22 protein-coding genes, 1 tRNA gene and 2 pseudogenes are annotated in these 25,768 nt (G+C 51.0%); 7 read left to right on the forward strand and 18 right to left on the reverse strand.

Annotated elements, in window-relative coordinates:
* Positions 1–17: 17 nt before the first annotated feature.
* The 4 genes and pseudogenes from HV477_RS14765 to proB all read right to left on the reverse strand — a co-directional run.
* Positions 18–272 (reverse strand): annotated as a pseudogene (locus HV477_RS14765) (Arm DNA-binding domain-containing protein); the annotation flags it as partial.
* 163 nt (positions 273–435) lie between these two features.
* Positions 436–511 (reverse strand) — tRNA-Thr (locus tag HV477_RS14770).
* A gap of 115 nt (positions 512–626) precedes the next feature.
* Positions 627–1,874: a glutamate-5-semialdehyde dehydrogenase gene (proA, locus tag HV477_RS14775; RefSeq protein WP_031605047.1), complete on the reverse strand. Its 1,248-nt coding sequence runs from the start codon at positions 1,872–1,874 to the stop codon at positions 627–629.
* An 11-nt stretch (positions 1,875–1,885) separates the two neighbouring features.
* Positions 1,886–2,989: a glutamate 5-kinase gene (gene proB / locus HV477_RS14780; protein ID WP_001285275.1), complete on the reverse strand. Its 1,104-nt coding sequence runs from the start codon at positions 2,987–2,989 to the stop codon at positions 1,886–1,888.
* Between the two features lie 282 nt (positions 2,990–3,271).
* Between proB and phoE the strand changes: the two genes are divergently transcribed.
* The gene (gene phoE, locus HV477_RS14785) at positions 3,272–4,324 is read left to right on the forward strand and encodes a phosphoporin PhoE (protein ID WP_001043667.1); all 1,053 of its coding nucleotides are present in this window, start codon (positions 3,272–3,274) and stop codon (positions 4,322–4,324) included.
* A gap of 50 nt (positions 4,325–4,374) precedes the next feature.
* On the opposite strand, the gene crl is transcribed toward phoE, so the two are convergent.
* The 3 genes from crl to gpt all read right to left on the reverse strand — a co-directional run bounded on the left by crl (position 4,375) and on the right by gpt (position 6,625).
* Positions 4,375–4,776, reverse strand: a complete 402-nt coding sequence (gene crl / locus HV477_RS14790) for a sigma factor-binding protein Crl (RefSeq protein WP_000174693.1) — start codon at positions 4,774–4,776, stop codon at positions 4,375–4,377.
* Between the two features lie 57 nt (positions 4,777–4,833).
* Entirely contained in the window at positions 4,834–6,078 is a 1,245-nt protein-coding gene (gene frsA / locus HV477_RS14795; protein WP_000189586.1) for an esterase FrsA, read from the reverse strand.
* Positions 6,079–6,166: 88 nt separating this feature from the next.
* The gene (gpt, locus tag HV477_RS14800) at positions 6,167–6,625 is read right to left on the reverse strand and encodes a xanthine phosphoribosyltransferase (RefSeq protein WP_001292018.1); all 459 of its coding nucleotides are present in this window, start codon (positions 6,623–6,625) and stop codon (positions 6,167–6,169) included.
* A 248-nt stretch (positions 6,626–6,873) separates the two neighbouring features.
* On the opposite strand from gpt, the gene pepD reads away from it, so the two are divergent.
* Positions 6,874–8,331: a cytosol nonspecific dipeptidase gene (pepD, locus tag HV477_RS14805; RefSeq protein ID WP_079899087.1), complete on the forward strand. Its 1,458-nt coding sequence runs from the start codon at positions 6,874–6,876 to the stop codon at positions 8,329–8,331.
* 154 nt (positions 8,332–8,485) lie between these two features.
* Here pepD and prfH read toward each other — a convergent pair whose 3' ends face one another.
* From prfH to dinB, 3 genes are all read right to left on the reverse strand, one after another.
* Positions 8,486–9,100 carry a peptide chain release factor H gene (gene prfH, locus HV477_RS14810; protein ID WP_000602087.1) on the reverse strand — a complete coding sequence of 205 codons (615 nt, stop codon included), beginning with the start codon at positions 9,098–9,100 and terminating at the stop codon, positions 8,486–8,488.
* On the reverse strand, positions 9,097–10,236 hold the full coding sequence (locus tag HV477_RS14815) for an RNA ligase RtcB family protein (protein WP_000528886.1): 1,140 nt from the start codon (positions 10,234–10,236) through the stop codon (positions 9,097–9,099). Before HV477_RS14815 ends, prfH begins: the two co-directional genes overlap by 4 nt.
* Positions 10,237–10,454: 218 nt before the next feature.
* Positions 10,455–11,510, reverse strand: a complete 1,056-nt coding sequence (gene dinB, locus HV477_RS14820) for a DNA polymerase IV (protein WP_001226204.1) — start codon at positions 11,508–11,510, stop codon at positions 10,455–10,457.
* A gap of 249 nt (positions 11,511–11,759) precedes the next feature.
* Here dinB and dpaA point away from each other — a divergent pair, with 249 nt between their 5' ends.
* Entirely contained in the window at positions 11,760–12,500 is a 741-nt protein-coding gene (dpaA, locus tag HV477_RS14825) for a peptidoglycan meso-diaminopimelic acid protein amidase (RefSeq protein WP_001225658.1), read from the forward strand.
* Here dpaA and HV477_RS14830 read toward each other — a convergent pair.
* On the reverse strand, positions 12,471–13,238 hold the full coding sequence (locus tag HV477_RS14830) for a class II glutamine amidotransferase (RefSeq protein WP_000333387.1): 768 nt from the start codon (positions 13,236–13,238) through the stop codon (positions 12,471–12,473). The genes dpaA and HV477_RS14830 overlap by 30 nt on opposite strands.
* Positions 13,239–13,450: 212 nt before the next feature.
* On the reverse strand, positions 13,451–14,029 hold the full coding sequence (lpcA, locus tag HV477_RS14835; protein ID WP_000284051.1) for a D-sedoheptulose 7-phosphate isomerase: 579 nt from the start codon (positions 14,027–14,029) through the stop codon (positions 13,451–13,453).
* A gap of 239 nt (positions 14,030–14,268) precedes the next feature.
* Here lpcA and fadE point away from each other — a divergent pair, with 239 nt between their 5' ends.
* The 4 genes from fadE (at position 14,269) to pagN (ending at position 19,417) form a co-directional block, all read left to right on the forward strand.
* Positions 14,269–16,713: an acyl-CoA dehydrogenase FadE gene (gene fadE / locus HV477_RS14840; protein WP_000973041.1), complete on the forward strand. Its 2,445-nt coding sequence runs from the start codon at positions 14,269–14,271 to the stop codon at positions 16,711–16,713.
* A gap of 108 nt (positions 16,714–16,821) precedes the next feature.
* Positions 16,822–17,589, forward strand: coding sequence for an amidohydrolase (locus tag HV477_RS14845; protein ID WP_000015789.1), 768 nt, complete (start codon positions 16,822–16,824; stop codon positions 17,587–17,589).
* Positions 17,590–17,959: 370 nt separating this feature from the next.
* A complete protein-coding gene (locus HV477_RS14850) occupies positions 17,960–18,367 on the forward strand; it encodes a Spy/CpxP family protein refolding chaperone (protein ID WP_000788200.1) in 408 nt (135 codons plus the stop codon).
* Between the two features lie 330 nt (positions 18,368–18,697).
* Positions 18,698–19,417, forward strand: a complete 720-nt coding sequence (pagN, locus tag HV477_RS14855; protein WP_000787603.1) for an adhesin/invasin protein PagN — start codon at positions 18,698–18,700, stop codon at positions 19,415–19,417.
* Positions 19,418–19,420: 3 nt separating this feature from the next.
* Here pagN and HV477_RS14860 read toward each other — a convergent pair whose 3' ends face one another.
* The 6 genes and pseudogenes from HV477_RS14860 to HV477_RS14885 all read right to left on the reverse strand — a co-directional run bounded on the left by HV477_RS14860 (position 19,421) and on the right by HV477_RS14885 (position 25,749).
* Positions 19,421–19,636 carry a hypothetical protein gene (locus HV477_RS14860; RefSeq protein WP_001622792.1) on the reverse strand — a complete coding sequence of 72 codons (216 nt, stop codon included), beginning with the start codon at positions 19,634–19,636 and terminating at the stop codon, positions 19,421–19,423.
* Between the two features lie 119 nt (positions 19,637–19,755).
* Positions 19,756–20,703 (reverse strand): LysR family transcriptional regulator, encoded by a 948-nt coding sequence (locus HV477_RS14865; protein WP_000970302.1) that lies wholly within the window; start codon positions 20,701–20,703, stop codon positions 19,756–19,758.
* A gap of 496 nt (positions 20,704–21,199) precedes the next feature.
* Positions 21,200–21,437, reverse strand: a pseudogene (locus HV477_RS14870) (PerC family transcriptional regulator); the annotation flags it as partial.
* 82 nt (positions 21,438–21,519) lie between these two features.
* Positions 21,520–22,341: a polysaccharide deacetylase family protein gene (locus tag HV477_RS14875; RefSeq protein ID WP_023209688.1), complete on the reverse strand. Its 822-nt coding sequence runs from the start codon at positions 22,339–22,341 to the stop codon at positions 21,520–21,522.
* A gap of 405 nt (positions 22,342–22,746) precedes the next feature.
* Positions 22,747–23,217, reverse strand: a complete 471-nt coding sequence (afaD, locus tag HV477_RS14880) for an AfaD family invasin (protein WP_079899335.1) — start codon at positions 23,215–23,217, stop codon at positions 22,747–22,749.
* Between the two features lie 21 nt (positions 23,218–23,238).
* The gene (locus HV477_RS14885; protein ID WP_114063893.1) at positions 23,239–25,749 is read right to left on the reverse strand and encodes a fimbrial biogenesis outer membrane usher protein; all 2,511 of its coding nucleotides are present in this window, start codon (positions 25,747–25,749) and stop codon (positions 23,239–23,241) included.
* Positions 25,750–25,768: the final 19 nt, after the last annotated feature.

Consider the following 25,768-nt stretch of genomic DNA (forward strand, 5'->3'; position numbering starts at 1 on the left):
GGTTGTGCCCATATTACGCGGGTAGGATCACAGCTCTTTCCTTCTGCCACAAGTTTTCGGGCATCATCACGACGAGAACTGGCATCTGCAAGTGTGATCGTCGGATACACACCCAGCGAGATCATTTTTGGCTTACCGGCAAAACGATAACGGAACAGCCAGCTCTTGCTTCCATTAGGTTCAATTAGCAATGACAACCCTTGTCCATCTCCGAGTGTATAGGCTTTAGTTTCAGGCTTAGCGCGGCGAATCTGCATATCGTTTAAAGGCATGTGTATAGGAATCCAAGACCGAACAGGAACATATACACAATCCTATACACATTCAGTGTCGGATTCTACTGGATGGTTACGGACGGTGATGGACAAAAAAGCAATAAAGTCGTTATAAATCAGTGTATTTATGGATGAATACGGACGTTTGAGGAACTTGAAATGGTGCCGATAATAGGAGTCGAACCTACGACCTTCGCATTACGAATGCGCTGCTCTACCAACTGAGCTATATCGGCCCTGAGAAGGGTGTGTTCACATGGGTGAATCACGGGGTAGAAGGTTAAAACTAACCGGGCGGTGCGTCAATAGCCTTGCTACTCAACCGGCTATTTTTGCACCGCTCGTCATTAATTACGCACGAATCGTACCATCGCCAAAGCCGATCCACTTATAGGTGGTAAGCGCTTCAAGCCCCATCGGACCGCGGGCATGTAATTTCTGCGTGCTGACCGCCACTTCTGCGCCAAGCCCAAACTGCCCGCCATCGGTAAAACGGGTAGAGGCGTTGACATAAACCGCAGCGGAATCCACTTCGTTCACGAAACGCGCAGCATTATGCATATCACTCGTCAAAATCGCATCGGAGTGCTGAGTACCATGTTCGCGAATGTGAGCGATAGCGCCATCCATATTTTCGACCACCACAACGTTCAGATCCAGAGACAGAAACTCGTTATCCAGCTCTTCCGGTTTCAGCGGCACCAGTTTGGCAGGGCCATGCAGTTGCATGACGGTTTCATCCCCATGCAACGTCACGCCGCTCTCCGCCATCTGCTTGCTCAGCGCAGGCAAAAAGCGTTCTGCGATGTCCTGATGCACCAGCAAGGTTTCCACCGTGTTACAGGTGCTCGGGCGCTGGGTTTTGGCGTTGACGATAATCTTCAGAGCCGGGGCGATGTCTGCGCTGCTATCAACAAAAATATGGCACACGCCAATCCCGCCGGTAATCACCGGAATGGTGGATTGCTCGCGGCACAGTTTATGCAAGCCTGCGCCGCCGCGCGGGATCAGCATATCGATGTACTTATCCATACGCAGCATTTCATTGACCAGCGAACGGTCCGGATTATCAATCGCCTGAACCGCCGCTTCCGGTAAACCGCAAGCTTTCAGCGCCTTCTGAATGACACGAACGGTTGCGGCATTCGTGCGATGCGTCTCTTTCCCACCGCGTAGAATCACCGCATTACCGGTTTTCAGACACAAAGAAGCCACATCAACGGTAACATTCGGACGCGCCTCATAGATAACGCCAACCACGCCCAACGGCACGCGGCGGCGCTCCAGACGTAGCCCGCTGTCCAGCAGACCGCCGTCGATCACCTGCCCGACCGGGTCGGCGAGATTACAGACCTGGCGCACATCGTCAGCAATCGCTTTCAGACGCGCAGGGGTCAGCGCCAGGCGGTCCAGCATCGCTTCGCTCAGGCCGTTGGCTCGCGCCTGCTCAACATCTTGTACGTTCGCGCTGAGGATACTTTCCATTTGCGCTTCCAGTTCATCGGCTATTTTTTCCAGCACGCGATTTTTTTCGCCGCTGGAGAGCAGCGCCAGCTTATACGACGCCGCTTTAGCAGCAATGCCCATTTGTTCCAGCATATGCCTGTTCCTTATCGAGTAATCATGTCATCACGATGAACAGCGACCGGGCCATATTCATAGCCCAGAATCGCATCGATTTGTTGAGAGTGGTGACCGGCTATCCGCCGCAGAGCATCACTGTTATAACGGCTGACGCCATGAGCGATATCACGCCCTTGCAGGTTACAAATTCTGATGACCTCCCCCCGCGAGAAATTGCCCGTCACGCTTTTGATGCCTTTTGGCAGAAGTGAACTGCCACGTTCCAGCATTGCCGCGGTCGCGCCTTCATCAACCGTAATTTCGCCTGCCGGCGGAGCGCCGAAGATCCAGCGTTTGCGGTTCTCCAGCGGCGAGGCTTGCGCATGAAAACGGGTGCCGACGGAAATCCCCTCCATCACATCGCCGATCACGCCCGGTTTACTGCCTGAGGCAATAATCGTATCAATACCCGCGCGACAGGCTACGTCTGCCGCCTGAAGCTTAGTGCTCATACCACCGGTTCCCAGCCCGGAAACGCTGTCTCCCGCGATAGAGCGCAGCGCATCGTCAACGCCATACACATCTTTGATAAGCTCCGCCTGCGGATTGCTACGCGGATCGGCGGTAAATAATCCTTGCTGATCGGTCAGCAGCAGCAGTTTATCCGCGCCTGCCAGGATCGCCGCCAGCGCGGAGAGGTTATCGTTATCGCCCACTTTAATTTCCGCTGTCGCAACGGCATCATTTTCATTGATAACCGGCACAATATGGTTATCCAGTAATGCACGTAGCGTATCGCGGGCGTTCAGAAAGCGCTCTCTGTCTTCCATATCCGCACGCGTCAACAGCATCTGCCCGATATGGATACCGTAAATTGAAAACAACTGCTCCCACAGTTGAATCAGGCGGCTTTGCCCTACCGCCGCCAGAAGCTGTTTAGAGGCGATCGTTGCCGGCAGTTCCGGGTAGCCGAGATGTTCACGCCCGGCGGCAATCGCGCCAGAGGTAACAATAACAATACGATGTCCTGCGGCGTGTAGCTGCGCGCACTGGCGGACAAGTTCTACGATATGGGCACGGTTCAGGCGGCGCGATCCGCCTGTTAGCACGCTGGTGCCGAGTTTTACGACCAGCGTCTGGCTGTCACTCATGATTCTCTGCCGTTCAAAATAAGAAATAAAGACCAAATGAACGTTTTAGCAGGACTGGCTCCGGTTGCCAACAACCTGTACGCGTAGCGTGAAATTTTGTTGCGCAGGATCAGCAAGCGTAGCGGCAGAATTTGACCATTTTATTACCGCAACAATTAAACATATTTTTTAAAAAAAATTCTCACTTTGTCATAAATCTTTCATTACCGAACGTTAAAAACCTTCCTGTTTTTTACCGGGTTTCCCGACAAATCATAGCGCGTAATTAAAACAGGAATGGAAATGAATAAGAGCACTCTGGCAATAGTGGTGAGTATCATCGCATCAGCCTCTGTTCACGCCGCCGAGGTTTACAATAAAAACGGTAATAAGCTTGATGTGTATGGAAAAGTTAAAGCCATGCACTATATGAGCGATTATGACAGCAAAGATGGCGATCAAAGCTACGTTCGTTTTGGTTTTAAAGGCGAAACGCAAATTAACGATCAATTGACCGGCTACGGGCGCTGGGAAGCTGAGTTTGCCGGTAATAAAGCCGAAAGTGATTCGTCCCAGCAAAAAACCCGCCTGGCCTTTGCAGGCCTGAAATTAAAAGATATCGGTTCTTTTGACTATGGACGTAACCTGGGCGCGCTGTACGATGTTGAGGCCTGGACGGATATGTTTCCCGAATTCGGCGGCGACTCTTCCGCCCAGACCGATAATTTTATGACTAAACGCGCCAGCGGGCTGGCGACTTACCGCAATACCGATTTCTTCGGCATCGTTGATGGACTGGATCTTACCTTACAGTATCAGGGGAAAAACGAAGATCGCGATGTGAAAAAGCAAAACGGCGACGGCTTCGGCACTTCCGTGAGCTATGATTTCGGCGGCAGCGATTTTGCCGTCAGCGGCGCTTATACTCTCTCCGATCGCACCAGGGAGCAAAATCTGCAGCGCCGCGGTACGGGCGATAAAGCCGAAGCCTGGGCTACGGGTGTAAAGTATGACGCGAATGATATTTATATTGCGACCTTCTATTCAGAAACCCGCAACATGACGCCAGTTTCCGGCGGATTTGCCAATAAAACCCAAAACTTCGAAGCGGTTATCCAGTATCAGTTTGATTTTGGTCTGCGTCCGTCATTAGGCTATGTGCTGTCAAAAGGCAAAGATATTGAGGGCGTCGGCAGTGAGGATTTGGTGAATTACATTGACGTTGGCGCAACCTATTATTTCAACAAAAATATGTCCGCGTTTGTAGATTACAAAATCAATCAGCTTGATAGCGATAACACGTTAGGCATTAATGACGATGATATTGTGGCAATAGGGTTGACCTACCAGTTCTGATAAGTCGCATTGTGCCTGATGGCGCTACGCCATCAGGCATGACAGCAGGGTTATGCCGACAGTTTTACCGGCTCGTCGTTGAAATCGTCAGACGGCTCCAGCGCCAGCTCCATAGAAATCAGCAGGTCGCGTAGCTTTTCATGAAACTCGCGTAGCGTGTATTCCAGTCGCTCCACCACTTCGGTTTCGTTAATCGGCACTGCGGTCCAGTTGCCCTCTTTATCAAACAAACCAAACTGATAACGATAAGTGAAGCGTTTCTCTTGTGCTTCCAGCTCCATCCACCAGCCCCAAAATTCACGCTTCTCTGGCGCGGGCTTCACGTTGACGCAAACTGCCAGGCAATCGAAAAAAAAACGATTGTCTTCGCACTGCCCTTCCCGGATATAGGGGCCAAGCGCGGTAAATTTCTTGATCAATCTACTTTTCGGGTGTCCACTCGGTAACGTCATTGCGATCTCCTTTAATGAAGCAACTGTTTTACCAAATCAATAGAATTTATCAATCTATTAACACAATCTATGATTAATCCAGTCGGTAATTTCTTGCAGCGCGTGGTCAAAATTGCGGTACACCGGGTTAAAAGGGATCTCTATCAGCTTACCGTCTGAAGATGATGTTGTAATTAAGCGAGACTCTTCTTCCGGGCTGAAAGGATCGTTTTTCCAGAAGCCGGAAAGCATTGGCGTAGGACAACGTCTGCCCAGTAGCCCCTGTACTTTCAACGAATAGCGGTTGAGCTCCACACGCAGCGCCTCATCCGAAGCATCATGCATACCCAGACGGCTGGCCAGCACATCCAGATACATCTCCGGCACCGTGCTCTGTCGTTGCGGATCGCTAAGTAGCGCATGGACCACCGGCCCCAGGCAAGCCACCGCCTTCAAACGCGGCGCTTCCAGATAGGCCAGACGCACCGCAACATTGGCGCCAAAACGGAAACCAAACGCCGCAACACGGGTATGATCCACCCAGGGGACATTAGGAAGCGCTTTTAACACATGCTGATGGAGCAAGCTGGAATCCTGGGTTAATTTCCACTTTGATGAAAATCCAACCGAAGGCATATCAAGCGTTAACATCGCAATACCGCGCGGCGCGAAATAGCGTTCATACAGGGTGTAATAGTCGGTTTGCATGGCGTCCAGGCCGCCGCACATGAGCACCGTCGGAAACGGACCGTCCCCTTTCGGCATATGTAAAAACGCGGTGACAGGCGAACCGCCAGGAACGGCAAATTCCATTTCACGTAACGAGCCGGGCAACCGCTGCGCGGCCTCTTCATAGGCGCGATTCGCCAGCGCCTGCGCCTGCTCCGCCAGCTCATCGCCCTTCAAATGCGGGTAGGCGGCAATGTTATAGAGCGTTGAAGCATGAAGCCAGTAGCGTCCGCTGCGCATGGCGTCCTGTTCCTGACAGGCTTTCTGCTGCCAGTCCATCGCCTGCTTTGCCCACTCATAAATCCAGTTGCCGCCGCGGTAACCGATGACCGTATCGTATAAATCATCATCCGTTCGCTCTGCGTCGCTCATCACAATGCGCGCCTGCACATCAAGGATTTCTCGTGGGTCAACGCCGCGCCAAATCCACATCAGGCGGTTTATCATGCGATACCAGTGCGGGACGTTCTTACCGTCCAGCGCGGATTGCATGGGCGGCTGCGACCCACGATTGAACCGACGGACAAGGGTAGACGTTTCAGTATGTTTAAAGCGGGGTTTGAACAGGGTTTCGCTGAGGTTAGCCTGTGTCATTCGTGCAGCCTCCTTGGATACTCATAGAGGCTTATTGTAACCAATAAAACAGCGCCCGGCATTGCCGGGCGCTCTGAAAAGCTGCTGATTAACGACCTGAAATCGGCGGTACAAATACCACACCCATATCCCAGGGCTGCTCAATCCAGGTGTTCTGAGGAATATCAATAACATAATCATCAACCAGCGGACGGCCCGCCGGTTTAGCGAAAATCGTGACGAAATGCGCTTTAGGGTACATTTCGCGAATCGCGACGGCGGTGCCGCCGGTATCGACCAGATCGTCGATGACGATAAAGCCTTCGCCGTCGCCTTCTGCACGTTTCAGCACTTTCAGTTCGCGCTGGTTATCGTGATCGTAGCTGGAGATGCATACGGTATCGACATGACGAATGCCCAATTCACGCGCCAGTAGTGCGCCCGGTACAAGGCCGCCACGACTTACGGCAATAATGCCTTTCCATTGTTCTGAAGGCATGAGGCGGCTCGCCAGTTTGCGTGCGTGAATCTGCAACATGTCCCAGGTGACGACGTATTTTTCGCTCATGTGAAGTGTCCCAGCCTGTTTATCTACGGCTTAAAAAGTGTTCGAGGGGGAAATAGTTGCGCGAGATTATAGAGACCTGACGCGCTAAAAACCAGTGTTTAGCGGAATCCACGCCTCTTTTTGTATGCTTTATACTACCCGCAGGCGGAGAAAGTGGTATTCTCAGTCGCATCTCGTAAGAGTTATCAATTCCGCTAACCCTGTGGCCTGTAAGAACGTTTTTCAGACCACCGCCAAGGAGACTTATCGTGTCTGAACTGTCTCAGTTATCACCACAACCTTTGTGGGATATTTTTGCCAAAATCTGTTCTATTCCTCACCCGTCCTATCACGAAGAGCAACTCGCGGAACATATTGTGAGTTGGGCCAAAGAGAAAGGCCTTTACGTGGATCGCGACCAGGTCGGTAATATTCTGATCCGTAAGCCCGCCACTGCAGGTATGGAAAATCGCAAGCCGGTCGTTTTACAGGCGCATCTGGATATGGTGCCGCAAAAAAATAGCGACACCGTTCACGACTTCACTACAGATCCTATCCAGCCTTATATTGATGGCGAATGGGTTAAAGCGCGCGGTACTACGCTCGGCGCCGACAATGGTATTGGAATGGCTTCTGCGTTAGCGGTACTGGCTGATGATAATGTCGTCCACGGCCCGCTGGAAGTGCTGCTGACCATGACCGAAGAAGCGGGCATGGATGGCGCGTTCGGCCTCCAGTCCGGCTGGTTGCAGGCCGACATCCTGATCAACACCGACTCTGAAGAAGAAGGTGAGATCTATATGGGCTGCGCAGGCGGCATCGATTTTACCTCTAATCTGCCGTTGACCCGTGAAGCTGTACCCGCAGGATTTGCGTGCTTTAAGCTAACCCTGAAAGGTCTGAAAGGCGGCCACTCCGGTGGTGAAATTCACCTCGGTCTTGGCAATGCCAACAAATTGCTGGCGCGTTTTCTGGCCGGGCACGCAGAAGAACTGGATCTGCGTCTGATCGATTTCAACGGCGGCACGCTGCGTAACGCGATTCCGCGCGAAGCGTTCGCTACCCTCGCCGTTGCCGCAGACAACGTAGGCGCGCTGAAAACATTAGTGAACGCTTACCAGGATATTCTGAAAAACGAACTGGCGGAAAAAGAGAAAAACCTGACGCTGCAACTCAATGAGGTTGCCAGTGATAAAGCCGCATTGACCGCGTCGTCACGCGATACCTTTGTGCGCCTGCTGAACGCAACGCCGAACGGCGTGATCCGCAATTCAGACGTGGCGAAAGGCGTAGTGGAAACATCGCTGAACGTTGGCGTGGTCACAATGTCTGATGCGAATGTCGAAATTCACTGCCTGATTCGCTCTCTTATCGACAGCGGTAAAGATTATGTGGTGAGTATGCTGGATTCGCTGGGCAAGCTGGCTGGCGCGAAAACCGAAGCAAAAGGCAGCTATCCTGGCTGGCAGCCCGATGCGAACTCGCCGGTCATGCACCTGGTGCGGGAAACCTATCAGCGTCTGTTCAACAAGACACCGAACATCCAAATTATCCACGCCGGCCTGGAATGCGGTCTGTTTAAGAAACCCTATCCGGATATGGACATGGTTTCTATTGGGCCGACCATTACCGGACCTCACTCTCCGGATGAGCAGGTGCATATCGAAAGCGTCGGCCACTACTGGACTCTGCTGACCGAATTGCTGAAAGCGATTCCTGCGAAGTAAGAAAGCGCTAAAATGCCCGTCCCATTTCTGGACGGGCTATCAATATGGAATATCGGGTATCCATTGCCAGATAAGCTCTCCTGGATGCGCTGAATAGCGCTGCGGCTACACGCGAATAGCCAGACAGCCCTATAACAGCGCCAGTAACACCGAATTATTGTGGCGTAAACGCCATTCCTTTAAATATCCGCAGCGGATTGCCGCGCTCAATCTGATGATGGAACAGACGCCTTTCAGACTTCAACGCCGCACACTCATTTTGCCGTTGCTGTTCCAGCCGCCAGGCAATCAGCAGCCGGGCCAGACGCTTATTCGCATGTTGACTGCGCTCCGACTGAACCTTCACGCTAATCCCGCTCACCAGGTGCGTGGCCCGCACTGCCGAGTCGGTTTTATTAACGTGCTGCCCACCCGGGCCGGAAGAGCGCAGAGTCTCGAAACGAATCTCATCAGACTGTATGTGTTCGTCGGCGGAAAAGCGCCCAATGCCGACGTACCAGTTTTTTCGCCCATGGTGCGGGCGATACGGGCTGGTACAAATCCACAGTAACGTTCCACACCAACGTTCACTGAAAGCCATAGCTTTTTCACCGTCCAGCGAGACCAGCGCGGAACGCAGCGTGTCTGGTAATCGTCCCGGCTCTGTTTCAAGCCGTGTCAACGATACCTTTTCTCTGGCAGCTTCTTTCGTCAGACAATCCAGCGCTTTTTTTACCGCCAGACAACACTCGTCCGGTCCCTGTGCGGAAGAAAGTTGCAGTAAGATCATGCGCTTTTCTCCCCTGAGGTTTTCAGCGTCAGCACCGGACGCAGGCAGGCAACTGGCGTAATCAGTCCGGCGTCTGCCAGACAATCCACAACGCTATCGATGGATTTATACGCCTGCGGCGCTTCTTCATAAATGAGCTGGCGATCGCGGCAAATCACCCGGCTACCCATCCCGGTACGGCAGAGCTGTCGCGGGGTAAATTTTGCCGATAACCGGTCTTTACACTCGGTACGCATCCATTTGCGCCCCGCACCGTGCGCCAGGGAGAAGAGGCTCTCCTCGCTGACGACGGGTTTCACCAGCCAGCTATAATCGCCGCGCGAGCCGGGGATAATCACCAGTCCCTGCCCATCTGGCGTAGCGCCTTTACGATGCAGCCACCCCGCCTCACCCGCGACAGTACAGGGTTCAACGAAGTTATGCGCCACATCCAGTCGTGGTTCGCCCTCAGCCTTGAGCTGTTGCAGTATCCGGCGGGCAATCAGCGCGCGATTACTGCGGGCAAATGCCAGCGCATCGTCATGTTCTGCAAGGTAGCGGCGCGCATCGTCGCTATCTTCCGGCAAACCGTTATGCGAAAACGCCTCCACATGACGACGCAGGATAGCTTGCCCCAGACCGCGTGAACCACTGTGTACCAACAGTAATAACTGCGCTTTTTGCAACCCCGACAAAGCGAACGAATCAGCATCGACGATGCGATCGACCTGTTGCAGCTCGGCAAAATGATTGCCGCCGCCAATGGAACCCAGCGCAGAGCGCCACGAATGATGCTGCATTGCGGCGGGGACATTCTCCTCCAGCCACTGCGCGTCCGCCACGTCAGGCAGCGACGCCAGCCGCTTCTCCAGTTTATCGGCGTTATATTTACGCCCTAAAATATCCGTTTGCCATAACGCCATGCCGCAGCCGATATCGTTGCCGACCAGCGCCGGATAAAAACGTCCACGCGAGAAAAAGGCTGCACCAATAGGATAGCCGCGCCCCGGATGCAGATCTGGCATCCCGATAACGCGTTTCATACCGGTTAACTTAGCCGTCGTATATAATTGTTGGATCGCGGAATCTTCGATCCACAGGTTATCCGATGCGATAGAAAATACCACATCTGATAAAGGACGAATATAATTGCCCATATACCATTCCATATATGAATTAAAAAATCAGGAAATGGCAGACTAATCCAGGGCAATAAAAGAAAATTAATCCTGGAAAGGTCTGCAAAGTGCGTTCAGAGAATAAAGTGTCATGATGAACCTCCTTTGCAGTTATTGAGAATGAGAAAACGCGGGTATAGTAATACTGAAATTTAGATGGCGCAATCGTAATAGTGATAAAATCTTAATAGCCTGACTTATAACCCTAACACCAACTGTCGTTCCAACTGAGGGTCGAGCAGCGTTACGTGTAGCCCCACCAGCCGTACGCCGCGCTCGCCGCGACGCTCGTCCCAGGTTTTACGGGCGGTGGTAATTAAGTCTTCTTTATTTAATTGCGGCCAGACATGTTCCTGAGTGGTTTGCTGAAAATCATTAAATTTTAATTTAACGCCCTGTCGGGCAATCAGTAAATCGGGCTTTACTATAGCCAGACGACGCTCCAGTTCCGGATATAAATGTTCAATAATGGCCTCGCAGTCCGACCATTCATGAATATCCTCCGCCAGAGTACGCTCAACGCCTACCGATTTACGCAGCCTTTCGCTGTTAACATCACGCTCGTCAATACCCTGACTACGCTCCCATAATACCCGGCCAAATTTACCAAAGCGTTTGAGAAGCATCGCCAGATCGCACTGTTGAATATCCCCGCAGGTTCTTAACCCCATATTTTCCAGTTTGGCGGCGGAAACTTTCCCCACGCCTGGAATTTTGGCTAACGGCAACGTTTTAAGAAAGCCGGGTACATCGGCTGGCGTAATAACATATTGTCCGTTCGGTTTATTGAGATCGGAGGCAATCTTCGCCAGAAATTTCACTGGCGCAACGCCGGCGGAGGCGGTGAGTTGCAGTTCATTGAAAATAGTCTGACGAATCTCCCTGGCGATCAGCGTCGCCGAACCATAACAGTGCGGGCTGTCAGTCACATCCAGCCAGGCTTCATCCAGCGAGAGCGGTTCAATCAGTGAAGTGTAGCGGGAAAAGATGTCACGTACATGCCGCGAAGCCTCTTTATAGGCGTCAAAGCGGCCGGGCAATAAGGTGAGATGGGGGCACAGCTTTAGCGCCATGGCGGTCGGCATCGCGCTACGTACGCCAAACTGGCGCGCAGGATAGTTGGCGGTACTGATAACGCCTCTTCGCTCACGACTCCCGCCAATGGCAATGGGAATATCGCGTAACGCCGGATTATCACGCATCTCTACCGCAGCAAAAAAACAGTCCATATCAACATGTATGATTTTGCGCATCGCTCGCCCCCACAATACTGTTTAAGTGTACAGTATGTTTTATTGCGCGCAAAGAGACATTCGCGTTAAAAATGCGACATATTCGAAGGTATGACGACGAAAGCGGCGGGAAAATTGTAAACGTACACACGGGGACTTGCGAAAAACTGCCGTGGTGCTAATGTGAGCGCTCCAAATCCAGATTACTCCGATTTGGGGACTCTTTTGCCGTTCTGGCGTGTGTAACCGTTTTATCAAGGAACAAGCAGTATGCGTAAAATCGCATTTTTTCTTGCGATGCTTCTGATGCCGTGCGTCTCATTTGCCGGTTTGCTGAGCAGCAGCAGCCCCGTCACGCCGGTCAGTAAAGAGTATAAGCAGCAGTTAATGGGCTCACCGGTCTATATTCAGATTTTTAAAGAAGAGCGCACTCTTGATCTCTACGTCAAAATGGGTGAGCAATACCAGTTGCTTGATAGCTACAAAATTTGCAACTATTCCGGTGGGTTAGGCCCGAAACGCCGTCAGGGCGATTTTAAAAGTCCGGAAGGGTTTTACAGCGTTCAGCGTAATCAACTCAAGCCAGACAGCCGTTTTTATAAGGCCATCAACATTGGTTTTCCCAATGCCTACGATCGCGCGCATGGCTATGATGGTAAATATCTGATGATTCACGGCGCCTGTGTTTCCGTCGGCTGCTATGCCATGACCGATAGCGGCATTGATGAGATTTTCCAGTTTGTCACCGCCGCGCTGGTCTTTGGTCAGCCGAGCGTGCAGGTGAGTATTTATCCGTTCCGGATGACCGACGCCAATATGCAGCGTCATAAATATTCATATTACAAAGATTTCTGGGCGCAGCTAAAACCCGGCTACGATTATTTTGAACAGACGCATAAGCCGCCAACTGTTTCTATCGTTGATGGACGTTACGTCGTGAGCAAACCGTTGAGTCACGAAGTCGTTCAGCCACAGCTGGCCTCAAATTATACGCTCTCCGAGGCAAAATAACGCCCATTCGCCTGGCATAATCTTTTGCCAGGTTTCATTCCCCGTTAGCGGCTGGGTAGCAATCACGGTAACCACGTCATTTGGCGTGGTCTGTGAGCTGAAATCAATTTCCATATCCTGATCCACCAGCGTGGCTACGCCAAACGGCGCCCGGCGAGTGATCCAGTGCAAATGGGTTGAGCAAAACGCCATCACATATCGCCCATCTGACAGCAGCATGTTAAAAACGCCTTTTTCACGTAATACCGTCGCCAGTGTCGCAATATATTTAAATACCGCTGTCATGTTGCCCGGAGTGCGGGGATAACGCTGCGTTAATTTATGCAATAGCCAGCAAAACGCTTTTTCGCTGTCGGTTTCCCCCACCGGACGAAAATTACCGGTTTCCAGCGACTTATAACCGTTGAGCTGACCGTTATGAGCATAAGTCCAGTTGCGTCCCCATAATTCCCGGGTAAAAGGGTGTGTATTTTCCAGCGCCACTTCACCGCGATTAGCCTGACGGATATGGGCGATAACCGAGCAGGACTTGATCGGGTAATTCTGTACCAGTTTCGCAATCGGCGAATGGTAGCTCGGTTGCGGATCTTTAAACGTGCGACAGCCCTTTCCTTCGTAAAAGGTAATTCCCCAGCCGTCTTTATGCGGCCCGGTTCCGCCGCCACGCTGCACCAGTCCGGTGAAGCTAAAGCAGATATCCGTCGGCACATTGGCGCTCATCCCAAGCAGTTCGCACATACATCACCTCCACAAACGCCTTAAGCGGGAAGGCGTAATTTTTACAGCCAATCAAATCTCAAAATATCAAAGAAAACAATATGCTATACCCTAAATAATTCGAGTTGCAGGAAGGCGGTAAGGGAGGAAATCCCCAGGAACATAGATAACTATGTGACTGGGGTTTCTGAGCGCAACCAACGCACCTGCAGCTTGAAGTATGACGGGTATAGTTATTTAACCATCTCTTTTTCGATCAACTGAATCAGGATATGAATCACTTTGATATGAATTTCCTGAATACGATCGGCATAACCGAAGTGCGGTACGCGAATTTCAATATCCGCCGTTCCCGCCATTTTGCCGCCGTCTTTACCGGTCAACGTGATCACTTTCATGCCTTTTTCACGGGCCGCGGCAATCGCTTTAATCACGTTACCAGAGTTACCCGACGTCGAGATCCCTAACAGGACATCGCCTTCGCGCCCTACCGCCTCAACGTAACGAGAGAAAATATAGTCATAGCCAAAATCATTACTGACGCAGGATATATGGCTAACATCAGAAATCGCAATTGCCGGGTAGCCCGGACGATTTTCACGATAACGACCTGTCAGCTCTTCAGCAAAGTGCATCGCATCGCAATGGGAGCCGCCGTTACCGCAGGAAAGTACCTTACCACCCGCTTTAAAACTGTCAGCCAACAGGACCGCCGCGCGCTGAATGGCGTGAATATTGGCGTCATCTTTTAAAAAATTAGCCAGCGTTTCCGCCGCTTCGTTCAGTTCGTTACGAATAAGATCCTGGTACATGAGGATATCCTTCAGCATGAATGTAAATGACAGTATGCAGTGTACCGGATAGCAGTACAGGCGAGAAGCATAAGCCGAATTAACGCCTCACGCTTTTGATTTTTCGTGCCCCCAAAAACGGCAACAATGTGAGCTTTGTTGTAATTATTTTGTAAACACATTGCTAAAAGATTTTACATCCACTACAACCTAATCATCACAAGTGGTCAGACCTCCTACAAGCAAGGGAGCTTTTCGTTATGATGATTTTGAGTATTATCGCTACGGTTGTTCTGCTCGGCGCATTGTTCTATCACCGCGTGAGTTTATTTCTCAGCAGCCTGATTCTGCTCGCCTGGACCGCCGCACTTGGCGTCGCTGGCCTGTGGTCCATCTGGCTGTTGGTTCCTCTGGCCATTATCCTCGTGCCGTTTAACCTCACACCGATGCGAAAATCAATGATTTCCGCACCGGTGTTCCGCGGCTTCCGTAAGGTCATGCCGCCGATGTCGCGCACTGAGAAAGAAGCGATTGATGCCGGTACAACCTGGTGGGAAGGCGATCTGTTCCAGGGCAAGCCTGACTGGAAAAAACTGCACAACTATCCACAACCGCAACTCACTGCCGAAGAGCAAGCGTTTCTCGACGGTCCGGTAGAAGAAGCGTGCCGGATGGCGAACGATTTCCAGATTACCCATGAACTGGCGGATCTGCCGCCGGAACTGTGGGCTTATCTGAAAGAGCATCGTTTTTTTGCGATGATCATTAAAAAAGAGTACGGCGGGCTGGAGTTCTCCGCTTATGCGCAGTCCCGTGTACTGCAAAAACTGTCCGGCGTCTCCGGAATTCTGGCTATCACCGTCGGCGTTCCAAACTCACTCGGCCCTGGCGAGTTGTTGCAGCACTATGGTACGGAAGAGCAGAAGAATCACTATCTGCCGCGACTGGCGCGCGGCCAGGAGATCCCCTGCTTTGCGCTGACCAGCCCGGAAGCAGGTTCTGATGCAGGCGCCATTCCGGATACCGGCGTGGTTTGCATGGGCGAATGGCAGGGCCAGCAGGTGCTGGGTATGCGCCTGACCTGGAACAAGCGTTACATTACGCTGGCGCCGATAGCTACCGTGTTGGGCCTGGCGTTTAAGCTTTCCGATCCGGATAGATTGTTAGGCGGAGAAGAAGAGCTGGGTATTACCTGCGCCCTGATCCCCACCTCAACGCCGGGTGTGGAAATTGGTCGTCGTCACTTCCCGCTTAACGTTCCGTTCCAGAATGGCCCAACCCGCGGTAACGATATTTTCGTGCCTATTGATTATATTATCGGCGGCCCCAAAATGGCCGGACAGGGCTGGCGTATGCTGGTGGAATGTTTGTCGGTAGGACGCGGTATTACCCTGCCGTCCAACTCCACTGGCGGGGTGAAATCCGTCGCGCTGGCAACCGGCGCCTATGCTCACATTCGTCGTCAGTTCAAAATTTCTATCGGCAAGATGGAAGGTATTGAAGAACCGCTGGCGCGTATTGCAGGTAACGCTTATGTGATGGATGCCGCCGCATCGTTAATCACCTACGGCATTATGCTGGGTGAAAAACCGGCGGTACTGTCGGCTATCGTGAAGTACCACTGCACCCACCGCGGCCAGCAGTCCATTATCGACGCGATGGATATCACTGGGGGTAAAGGCATTATGCTGGGCGAGAGCAACTTCCTGGCGCGTGCTTACCAGGGCGCGCCTATCGCGATCACCGTGGAAGGCGCGAATATCCTGACCCGTAGCATGATGATCTTTGGTCAGGGCGCCATTCGCTGCCATCCTTATGTACTGGAAGAGATGGCCGCAGCGCAGAATAATGATGTGAATGCCTTTGATAAGCTGTTGTTTAAACATATCGGCCATGTCGGCAGCAATACCGTCCGCAGTTTCTGGCTTGGCCTGACCCGCGGATTAACGAGCCATACGCCAACCGGCGACGCCACGAAGCGTTATTACCAGCATCTGAACCGACTGAGCGCAAACCTGGCGCTGCTGTCCGACGTGTCAATGGCGGTACTGGGCGGCAGCCTGAAACGCCGCGAGCGTATTTCCGCGCGTCTGGGCGATGTGTTGAGTCAGCTTTATCTGGCCTCAGCCGTACTGAAGCGTTACGACGACGAAGGTCGCCACGAAGCCGACCTGCCGCTGGTACACTGGGGCGTACAGGATGCGCTGTATCGTGCTGAACAAGCGATGGACGATCTGCTGCAGAACTTCCCGAACCGCGTCGTGGCCGGATTGCTCACCGCGATGATCTTCCCGACTGGCCGTCATTATCTGGCGCCGTCTGATAAGCTGGATCACGCCGTGGCGAAGATCCTGCAAGTGCCGAACGCCACACGTTCACGCATTGGGCGCGGCCAGTATCTGACACCCGCCGAACATAATCCGGTCGGTTTACTGGAAGAAGCGCTGCGTGATGTCATCGCTGCCGACCCTATCCACCAGCGCATCTGCAAAGAACTGGGTAAAAATCTGCCGTTTACTCGTCTGGATGAACTGGCGCGCAATGCGCTGGCGAAAGGGCTTATAGATAAAGATGAAGCCGCCATTCTGGCGAAAGCGGAAGAGAGCCGCCTACGCAGTATCAACGTTGATGATTTTGAACCTGAAGCGCTGGCGACCAAACCGGTAAAGCTGCCGGAGAAAGTGCGTAAAGTCGAAGCCGCATAATCAGTCTCGCGTCTTTCCTGCCCCGCTTTCGCGGGGCTTTTTCTTGCCGCTTTTTTATTATTGCTCATGCTACAGTGTAAAGACGCTGTTCAATGAGGAGCTCCGATCGTGTCTGGTTTGAAAATTACTCTGTTGCAACAACCTTTAGTCTGGATGGACGGCCCGGCAAACCTGCGTCATTTTGACAGACAGCTAGAGCTCGTATCTGGCCGGGATGTGATTGTTCTGCCTGAAATGTTTACCACCGGCTTTGCGATGGAGGCCGCTAATAACTCACTTTCGCAAGATAGCGTGATTACGTGGATGCAGGCCAAAGCCCGACAAACTGACGCTCTGATTGCCGGCAGCGCGGCGCTACAAACTGAGCGCGGCGCCGTAAATCGCTTCTTACTGGTTGAACCGGAAGGCAAGGTTCATCTCTATGATAAGCGCCATCTGTTTCGTATGGCGGATGAACATCAACATTATGCCGCAGGCGATAAACGCATCATCGTGCAGTGGCGCGGTTGGCGCATTCTGCCGCTGATCTGTTACGATCTGCGCTTTCCGATATGGTCGCGCAACCGCAATGATTACGATCTGGCGCTGTATGTAGCGAACTGGCCCGCGCCGCGCTCGCTACACTGGCAAACATTACTGACGGCGCGCGCTATTGAAAATCAGGCTTATGTCGCAGGCTGCAACCGGGTTGGCACCGATGGTAACGGGTTACATTATCGCGGCGATAGCCGGATCATTAATCCCCAGGGCGACATTATCGCCACCGCCGAACCACACCAGGCGACACGTATCGATGCCGATCTTTCTCTCGTCGCCTTGCAGGACTATCGCGAAAAATTTCCAGCCTGGCGCGATGCCGATCCATTCACCTTGTAAGCAACCTGCCGCTCACCGCGGCGGGATTGTTTCACTCCGTAACTCTCCGTAAAACAAATTCGCGTGGCGTAATGTGGCAGGCAACGTATTCTGACTAAGAGCCTATCCCACCAGGCGTTATTGGCGCAGCCAGTTTGGACACGGACAGCGCGCAAAAACCGGAGCGTACACGTAGTACGTGAGGTTTGACTCGCTACGCTCGCCCTTCGGGCCGCCGCAAGCGGCGTTCAAAACGCTAACGCGTTTTGGCGAGCACTGCCCAGGTCCAAAATGGCAAGTAAAATAGCCCTAATGGGATAGGCTCTAAGATAATTGCTCGCCATTCGTGGGTAATAAAAACGGTTAATCACTCCCTTATCAGGATATCTTCATGAAAAACTTTGTACGCACAACTTTACTGGCAGCGACTCTGGCGGGCGTTTCTTTTGGCGCTTTCGCCACCGCTGTCCCCAATCCTCCCCTGCCCGCCCAGGATCCTATTGTCCAGCATCTGAAGCTGACAAACGATCAGATTACCCGGATCAAAAAACTTCACCAACAACTGGAAACCGACGTCAGTCAGATTTCTATGAAGGGAATTAAAGACGGTGCGCTGATAGAGGTGATTAAATCCGGTAAATGGGATGACGCCGCCGTAAAACAGCAGCTTGCAGCCTTCAGTAACATAGAACAACAGGCTCGCTATTATCGGGTTAAATATTATTTTGATTTAAGCAAAGTCTTAACACCAGAACAGCGTCAACAGGTACAACAAGATCTCGCCCAGGCACTTGAGTAAATATTTTTGCCCGTTATTCCGGGATAACGGGCTTTATCCAGGTCGGGTACAAATTCATCTTCATCTTTTTCTTACAGCATCGCTCCATCTCACACTACCCGTTACATAACGTAGAAGTGAAACCGTACGTGGGGCAATTTGGCGAGGAGATGGATTTCCATACCGACGATTATCGTATTGTTATTTAAAATCTTCATCTCATTTTTTACCCGCTTACAGAAAACCCAGCGTTACAATAGACCGTTTTTTGGGCTTCGTTTATGTAATCGTTATATCACACCCTATACCGTGAAACTTGTCTTTTAGCCCAATATTAAGGCAGGTTCTGAAATGAAAAACTTTTTCGCAGTCTGCATCATTCCCCTTGTGGTAGCCTGGTCCGCTACTGCATCAGCAAAAGAAGGGATCTATATCACCGGGAAAGCGGGGACATCCGTAGTCAATGTCTATGGAATCAACTCAACCTTCAGCCAGGATGAGATAGTTAATGGTCATGCAACGTTACCTGACCGTACCAAAGGCGTTTTTGGCGGCGGGGTTGCTATCGGTTATGACTTTTATGATCCATTCCAGCTTCCAGTACGTTTAGAACTGGATACCACTTTCAGAGGTGAGACGGATGCTAAAGGCGGGCAGGATATTATTGCATTTGGTGATCCAGTACACATAAATGTAAAAAATCAGGTCCGAATGACCACTTACATGGTTAATGGCTATTATGATTTTCACAATAGTACGGCATTTACTCCCTATATCAGCGCAGGCGTTGGCCTCGCTCATGTGAAGCTAAGTAATAACACCATTCCTGTTGGTTTTGGTATTAATGAAACTCTGTCTGCTTCAAAAAATAACTTTGCCTGGGGCGCAGGTATCGGTGCAAAATATGCTGTAACAGATAATATTATGATTGACGCCAGTTATAAATACATTAATGCTGGCAAAGTAAGCATTTCAAAAAATCACTATGCTGGTGATGAACATACCGCTTATGATGCAGACACAAAGGCTGCCTCCAATGACTTCATGCTCGGCATTACTTACGCCTTTTAAACACTATTGGTAAAATAGCTGGTCCTGTGGGTTCCCGAAGGCGCAATGGAGGATATCAGTAATGAATACTCCTGCGCCTTCAGAAAATCGTTGAACAGGTGCAACCTGGCGCCATTTTTCAGTACACTGCAACGTTTCTGGTATGGGCTTAACTTCCGGCTGCCCAAAAACAGCCCCGTCCTGTTTCCGGGTATTATCATTTCCGTCAGTCGGCATCATGTTTTGTATTGGGCATCGTCAAAAGACGACTGGCTGACCAGTCGCATATCTCGATGCCTCAATTCAGTCATCATCATGTGGGTTTAAGTCAGGAACGTGTCAAAACCATTCCAAACGGGTTAATCATCATTCAGAAAATCAATTTGTGGGCGATTATTCCATTTATCTTCAATAAAAGACAGAAAGCGTTGAAATAAAGGAGAATAATACTGACGATGACGCCATACAAGATAAATGGGGAGATCTGGAACCCTCCATTCAGGAAGTATAATTTCAAGTTCATTATTTTTTAAGTATTTGGTGGCAAGCCAGGCCGGAGTCATGAGGTTGATACCCTTTCCTTCTAAAACCAAATTAAGAACACTCAAAAGATTATTGGAAGATAAATGAACATTAACAGCGCCACTAATAGTGTATGATTCATCCTGACGGAAAAGAGTAAGAGGTCCGGAAAGACCATGGTTGTGAAGACCCACAATAATGTGATTTTCCAAATCGCCAGGGTGTGAGATCCTGCCATATTTTCTGATATATTTCGGACTCGCACAAAGAACCAACTTTAAAGGGCTTATCTTTCGATACACGAGATCCTCACTTTCGATTATGCCACTTTTAAAAACCAGCTCATCAAACTCCAGGGATTTACTAAAAAAATCGCTACGCTCTCGTGAATCCAGGTAGATTTTTGTATCCGGATAGCTAGCTGTAAATTCCCATATCCACTTATTGGCAAGAAACTCACAGACAATAGCCGGAGCCGAAAATTTTATACTCCCTCTGATAATTTTATCCGGATTTCGCAATTCATCCAGCAAGGACTGAAAGGAAGATGTTATCCTTTTCATGCTTGCATAGGCTGTCTGACCAGCTCCAGTCAGTTCTAAGTGATGTGAGTCGCGCCGAAGTAAAGTAACCTCAATAGAATTCTCAAGGCGGCTAAGCGATTTACTGACAGCAGAAATGCTAATATCTAATTCCCGTGCAGCCCGGGAAAGATTCCCTACTTCCGCCACTTTAATAAATATCATCCAGTCTCGCATACCACGATTATTGATCAGTTCCATCATTATCTTCCGTTGATAAAAGAAATTCTTATATCAAATGAGCTATCAACGACTTACTGATGCGTCATTGTGTGCCTCAATGTCCTTGATATCATCTTAATAAAAAATCTATTGGCTGCAAAATAGCATCTGAATCGATCATGATTTTGCATCCATCTCCGGTTACTAATTGAACCTGTTTACCACTCAGTGTAAATACCCTATCTCAGAAGCGATCGTCAAGGTTGTCGCCGAACCAGATCTCAATAATAAAGTGGTTCATTGTCATGCACCCGTTCTGCAAAGGCATTCTCCTTTTCTGTGACGCAGTCTGGAGCACATTAATTGCATCGTTCACCTAACAAAGTATCCCGTGGAAACAAGCAAAACATCGCCAGATTATTCTTACTTGCGTACCCCCCACCCGGCTCGATATTATTTGTGAAAGCGGAGGAAACAGAACAGACGGTTTAAATAAGACACTTACTCAAAACACAAACCTATGTGCAGGCTCCTCTCATTTCGTCACGTCGCTGATATCCAGCTTTACTGGCGCCAGGGGAAGATATCTGCGCAAGGCAATAATTCCGGCGCAACAACAACCACTCCCGCTGGGCCTCTGTACATTCAAAATCTCCCATAACCAAAAGCCAGCGGGTAGAAGCCCTGCGCCAGTGACCTGCTGCCTCCAGATTCTGCGCAACCGGGTCTATCACGGCTTCCGGTGTTATCTTATTTCTGCTCAAAATCAGCACCATCATTTGGGATATAGCCTACAACCCCTGCCCGCCGATGATGGGGGAGGATTCGGTATGCAGCACTTTCATCCTGGTCTCCGGCTCAGTCAGCTATCCGACGTGCCCCCTTATGCCGGGCCAGCAGCGAAGAAAATCCGGGCGTGGTGTGATAAAACAGACGACGTTTCAGCCAGCCCACATTCTTTCGCTCCTTTGTGTTGATACGACCAATACGCTGTGAACCGATGACTGGATTGTTCATACGCCTTTCTGTGGTATACAGGTATGTGAACCCCAGCTCTTCAGCCACATGAATATAATCAGAACAATACCAGCCCTCAGGCCAGCACAGATGCTGACTGCAATAACCCAGCATCTCCCTCATCCGCTTACGACTAAGAAGAATATCGACACGAAGCAAATCCGACGGATTACGGGACACAGGTTTCTGGTCCCAGCGTCGGTGGGTGTGCGTGTGCGAGTGAAACTCAACAAGGCCACTGAGGTGCATCTCCCGAACCTCTGACCAGCGCAGCATGACCTCATCAGCCCGGCCTTGTTTAACCAGCATCTGACACTCATCATGAGAGTACACCGGTTCGCCTGCAGGAATACGGACCGATCCGTCACTGATCAAACTGGTCACAAGAAAGAGATGCGCATGCAGATTAAACTCCTGCAGCACCGGAAAAACCTGCAACCAGTTATCCAGCCAGCCGCCATCAAAGGTCAGCATGACGCTTTTACGAGGCAATCTTGCACCATGATAAAAAGCTTCCACCTCTGCAGCGGTAACGGTTTTCCAGCCAGATTCAGCCAGCCATTTCATCTGCGCCCGGAACGTACGGGGAGATAAGGTTATCTGTCCGGGTTTATCACTGACATGGTGATACATTAATACCGGTAAATGTCGTGCATAAGACATATGCTTTATTCCTTTATGTAAAAAATAAATTATTTTTACGCCTGAGGGGACAAGAAAAAGCCCCCTAAACATAAAATCTTAAATATCACATATGAATACCTGACAGATAAATAAACCTTATACCAGGGGCTTATAAAGCCCCGCTCACAAAAGAGTGAATCAAACAAATCCACAAAACAGAAATAATAAAGGCATCAGTGTCCGTTAAATTATTTTACGAAACATAATATTCCTCTCCCTACAAAAAAGATGAATTTCAGATTTTAAAATAAATCAGCAATTGATTTTTCTGCAATGAAGATTGCTAACCATATTTGCCTTGAGTAAATTTTCAATACATCCTCGAACCTGATATACAGTATTCGCCTTATTCACTGATACAGGTAGTATGAGTGGAACAGATGTCTACGCCTCCTCGTGTGTCAATGCACAGGCCTTAAAATCCAGCGTCCAGGTGTCCGCTGGCACTTCCTGATTACCATCAACGACCACACTGAAACTGGCGTTATCTGCAGCGGTTCTTAAAATGGCGCCACGACCATTCACTGTATCTGGTTGCCATCCCTCGCCCTCCAGGCGAACCTGAATGTGATGGCGAGGATCCTGTTGCCCGCTCAGCAGCAATACGGTAGGCGTGTTACCCGCCTTTTGCTCATCGCTCCATACCCGAAACCCGCTGTGACTGCCGTGATAAGTCACCCAGCCTTGCGCAAGCACCATCCCATCTGGCACGTGCCCAGCCCGAAAGTAAGTCCCTACACGTAGCGTTGTCTGAAGTTTTTCTGCGGCGTTCGCTATCAGCATCAAGCTACTGGCAGCGACCAGTAAGGTTACGCTATAGATAACCGTTTTCATTCGCTGTATTTTCATCCACATTGTTCTCTCCTTCAGAATCGGCTATCTGCAGAGACCGCTCATTTGATACAAGCCCGCGATTCCCTTGTGGGCAGGTAGCTGGTAGTTAACCCGACATTGCTGTGCTCCCCATTTCACCGTCAGTTCGCCCTTATCCGCCAAACCAGTGAGATAAACCTGGCTATCAGTATCCACCAGAGCAGCACTGCCATCCTGTCCATTGACTGTAACCTGCGCCCCGAAAGGAATGGCGCTACCATCTTCCCGTTTCAGCGTCATCAGTGCCCTGGCCCCGATGCGAGTGTGAAACTTCGCTTCCACCACCGCCCCTTCGGTTGGCACCACGCGCACATCGGTTTGTGTGACCTCTGCGTCATCCGGTAGTCGCGACGGATCGAGGCTGACTGTATTCTCCTGATAGACGCTCAGGTTGCCCACTGTGGTGTCGCCACGAAAATCCGTCATAACGCCAGGCCAGCCGCCAACTGGCACCCCCGAGGCCCCTGGCGCTTCAACCAGCGCCACTGAGCCTTGCAAAGGTTGCCCCAGCGTCACACCATGATGGTGGATAACTATACCTCCCGCGATATTGACTCCCATCTGGCGCATCGCCCGGCTGTAGCTATAGTCACCACCTAACAGGCCGTAACCCCCATTCCATGCCAAGTGCAATGCGCTGTTATTACCACCACCTGGCGGGGCATCGGCACGGTAACTCTGACGCACCTCCCAATCCAGTTGCTGACTGAATGCCTCTCCGTTGACCCCCACTTGTTGCGTCTGACCACCGTGTGATGGTGAAGTCATCTGCCAACTAGCACTTACATTATTCCCCGTCCAGCGGCTTAATGGCATACTGAACCACAGGCTGGTTATGTTCTCTTTACGGTGCGCGCCATTGCGCCACAGCGTTCTGTTTTGATTCCAGTTCAATGACAGCGAGCCCCCTCCGATAGAGGTTCCCCAACTCAGTCCGTAGCTGTCATCATGACCGGGGCGATTACGCCAGTCGGTACGGGAACCGGTTAAACTCAGATTGCCCAAATGCCTCCCCCATGACTGACTCAACATCAGGGTGGTACGCGAGCTCGGCTGCAAATTTTCCCGCCACGACCATAGACGGTTGCCATCATGTCGATAACTGTCGAGCACATCGGATAGGGTGTTATAGCCCTGCGAGGCATACTGCCATCTCGTCAGAAAAAAATTTGTCCCCGTCGCAGTCAGCTGGTTGCTGTAACGCAGTCGCCAGGAGGCTCCTTGCTGTACCGCTTCCCCCTGACGCTGACTGTGTGTGTCGCTTCCATCGACAGATAAACTCCCCCACCGCCCGAGAGATCCCCCCAAACCAAGCAATGCAGCTTGATAGTGCGTTGCACTCTGTATACCGCCATATGCAGTGAGATTCCACGGCAGACCATACATCAACGTAGCCTGCGCCATCTGCGCCTTATCCGTTGCAGAGTCTGACGATCGGTATCGGCCCGCCAACAGGCTGTACTTCAAATATCCCTGGTGCAGTGCTATCGCCGGGGTCTGATACGGCACCACAAACATTTGTGTACTGCCATCGGCCTCCCACACGGTGACATGCAGATCACCACTACTGTCTGTTACCGACAGATCCCGCAGTGCAAACGGTCCGGGCGCCACAGTGGTGTTGTAAATGGTGTAACCATTCTGTTTGACCTCCACCCGAGCCTGCGTGCGGGCAATCCCACGCACTACCGGAGCAAACTGCCGCTCACTGTAGGGCACCATGTTGTCATCCGATGCCAACATCACACCGGTAAATGGCACACTATCAAATATCTCCCCCTGCGAAGTCTTTTGCCCCAGAGTCAGACGACTTTTTAGTGAGTACAGTCCACGCTCAGCATAGGTATATGCTGCCTGCCACTTCCCCGACAGTTGACCACTCCGCTGCCAGCTGGTCGCATTGCGGACACGCCACGCACCTATATTGATTCCCGGTTGCAGTTGTACCCAGGAAGAGTTGTCACGCCTCTCCATATCCATTTTGTAATCCGTCTGCGTTGTCCTCGCACTGTAGTTCATCAGAAACGCCGGAATACCATCATCCCAGAGATCTTCAGGAGCGATCCCCTTAAATTCCGGACGCAACGCCAACTGCGGAATACTCAGTTGCAGTTGCTGATTATTGATATCCAGTACCGCTTTAGCCTGTGGAATGGCGGTCAGATCCGCACACTCATCTGGGGGCTTTGCTGCTTTCCACAACTGAGGGTAATCTTCCGTTTTTATGCCGTAGCGTGAAAGCTGACTGACCGTCAAACAAGGAGCCAGAAAAGGCGTTCCTTGCCCATCCTTTTCTAATTTGAACACCACATCACGGGTGTCGACACGTTTACCATTCACCATTACGTCCACTCGATAAGTCCCTGGCTGTTGTACCCCCTGGTTAAAGAGCGACATATCAACCCCTTTCGCTGCATCGCCCAACATTGATGCATCGAATGTGTAAGCGTGCGCATTTGCGCAGTGAACCACTCCCGCGATAAACAGTAGCAAGGCAGGTTGTTTGAACTTCATATTCTGCCGCTAAGCCCCT

The organism is Salmonella sp. SG203 (assembly GCF_013350575.1).
GTDB lineage: Bacteria > Pseudomonadota > Gammaproteobacteria > Enterobacterales > Enterobacteriaceae > Salmonella > Salmonella enterica.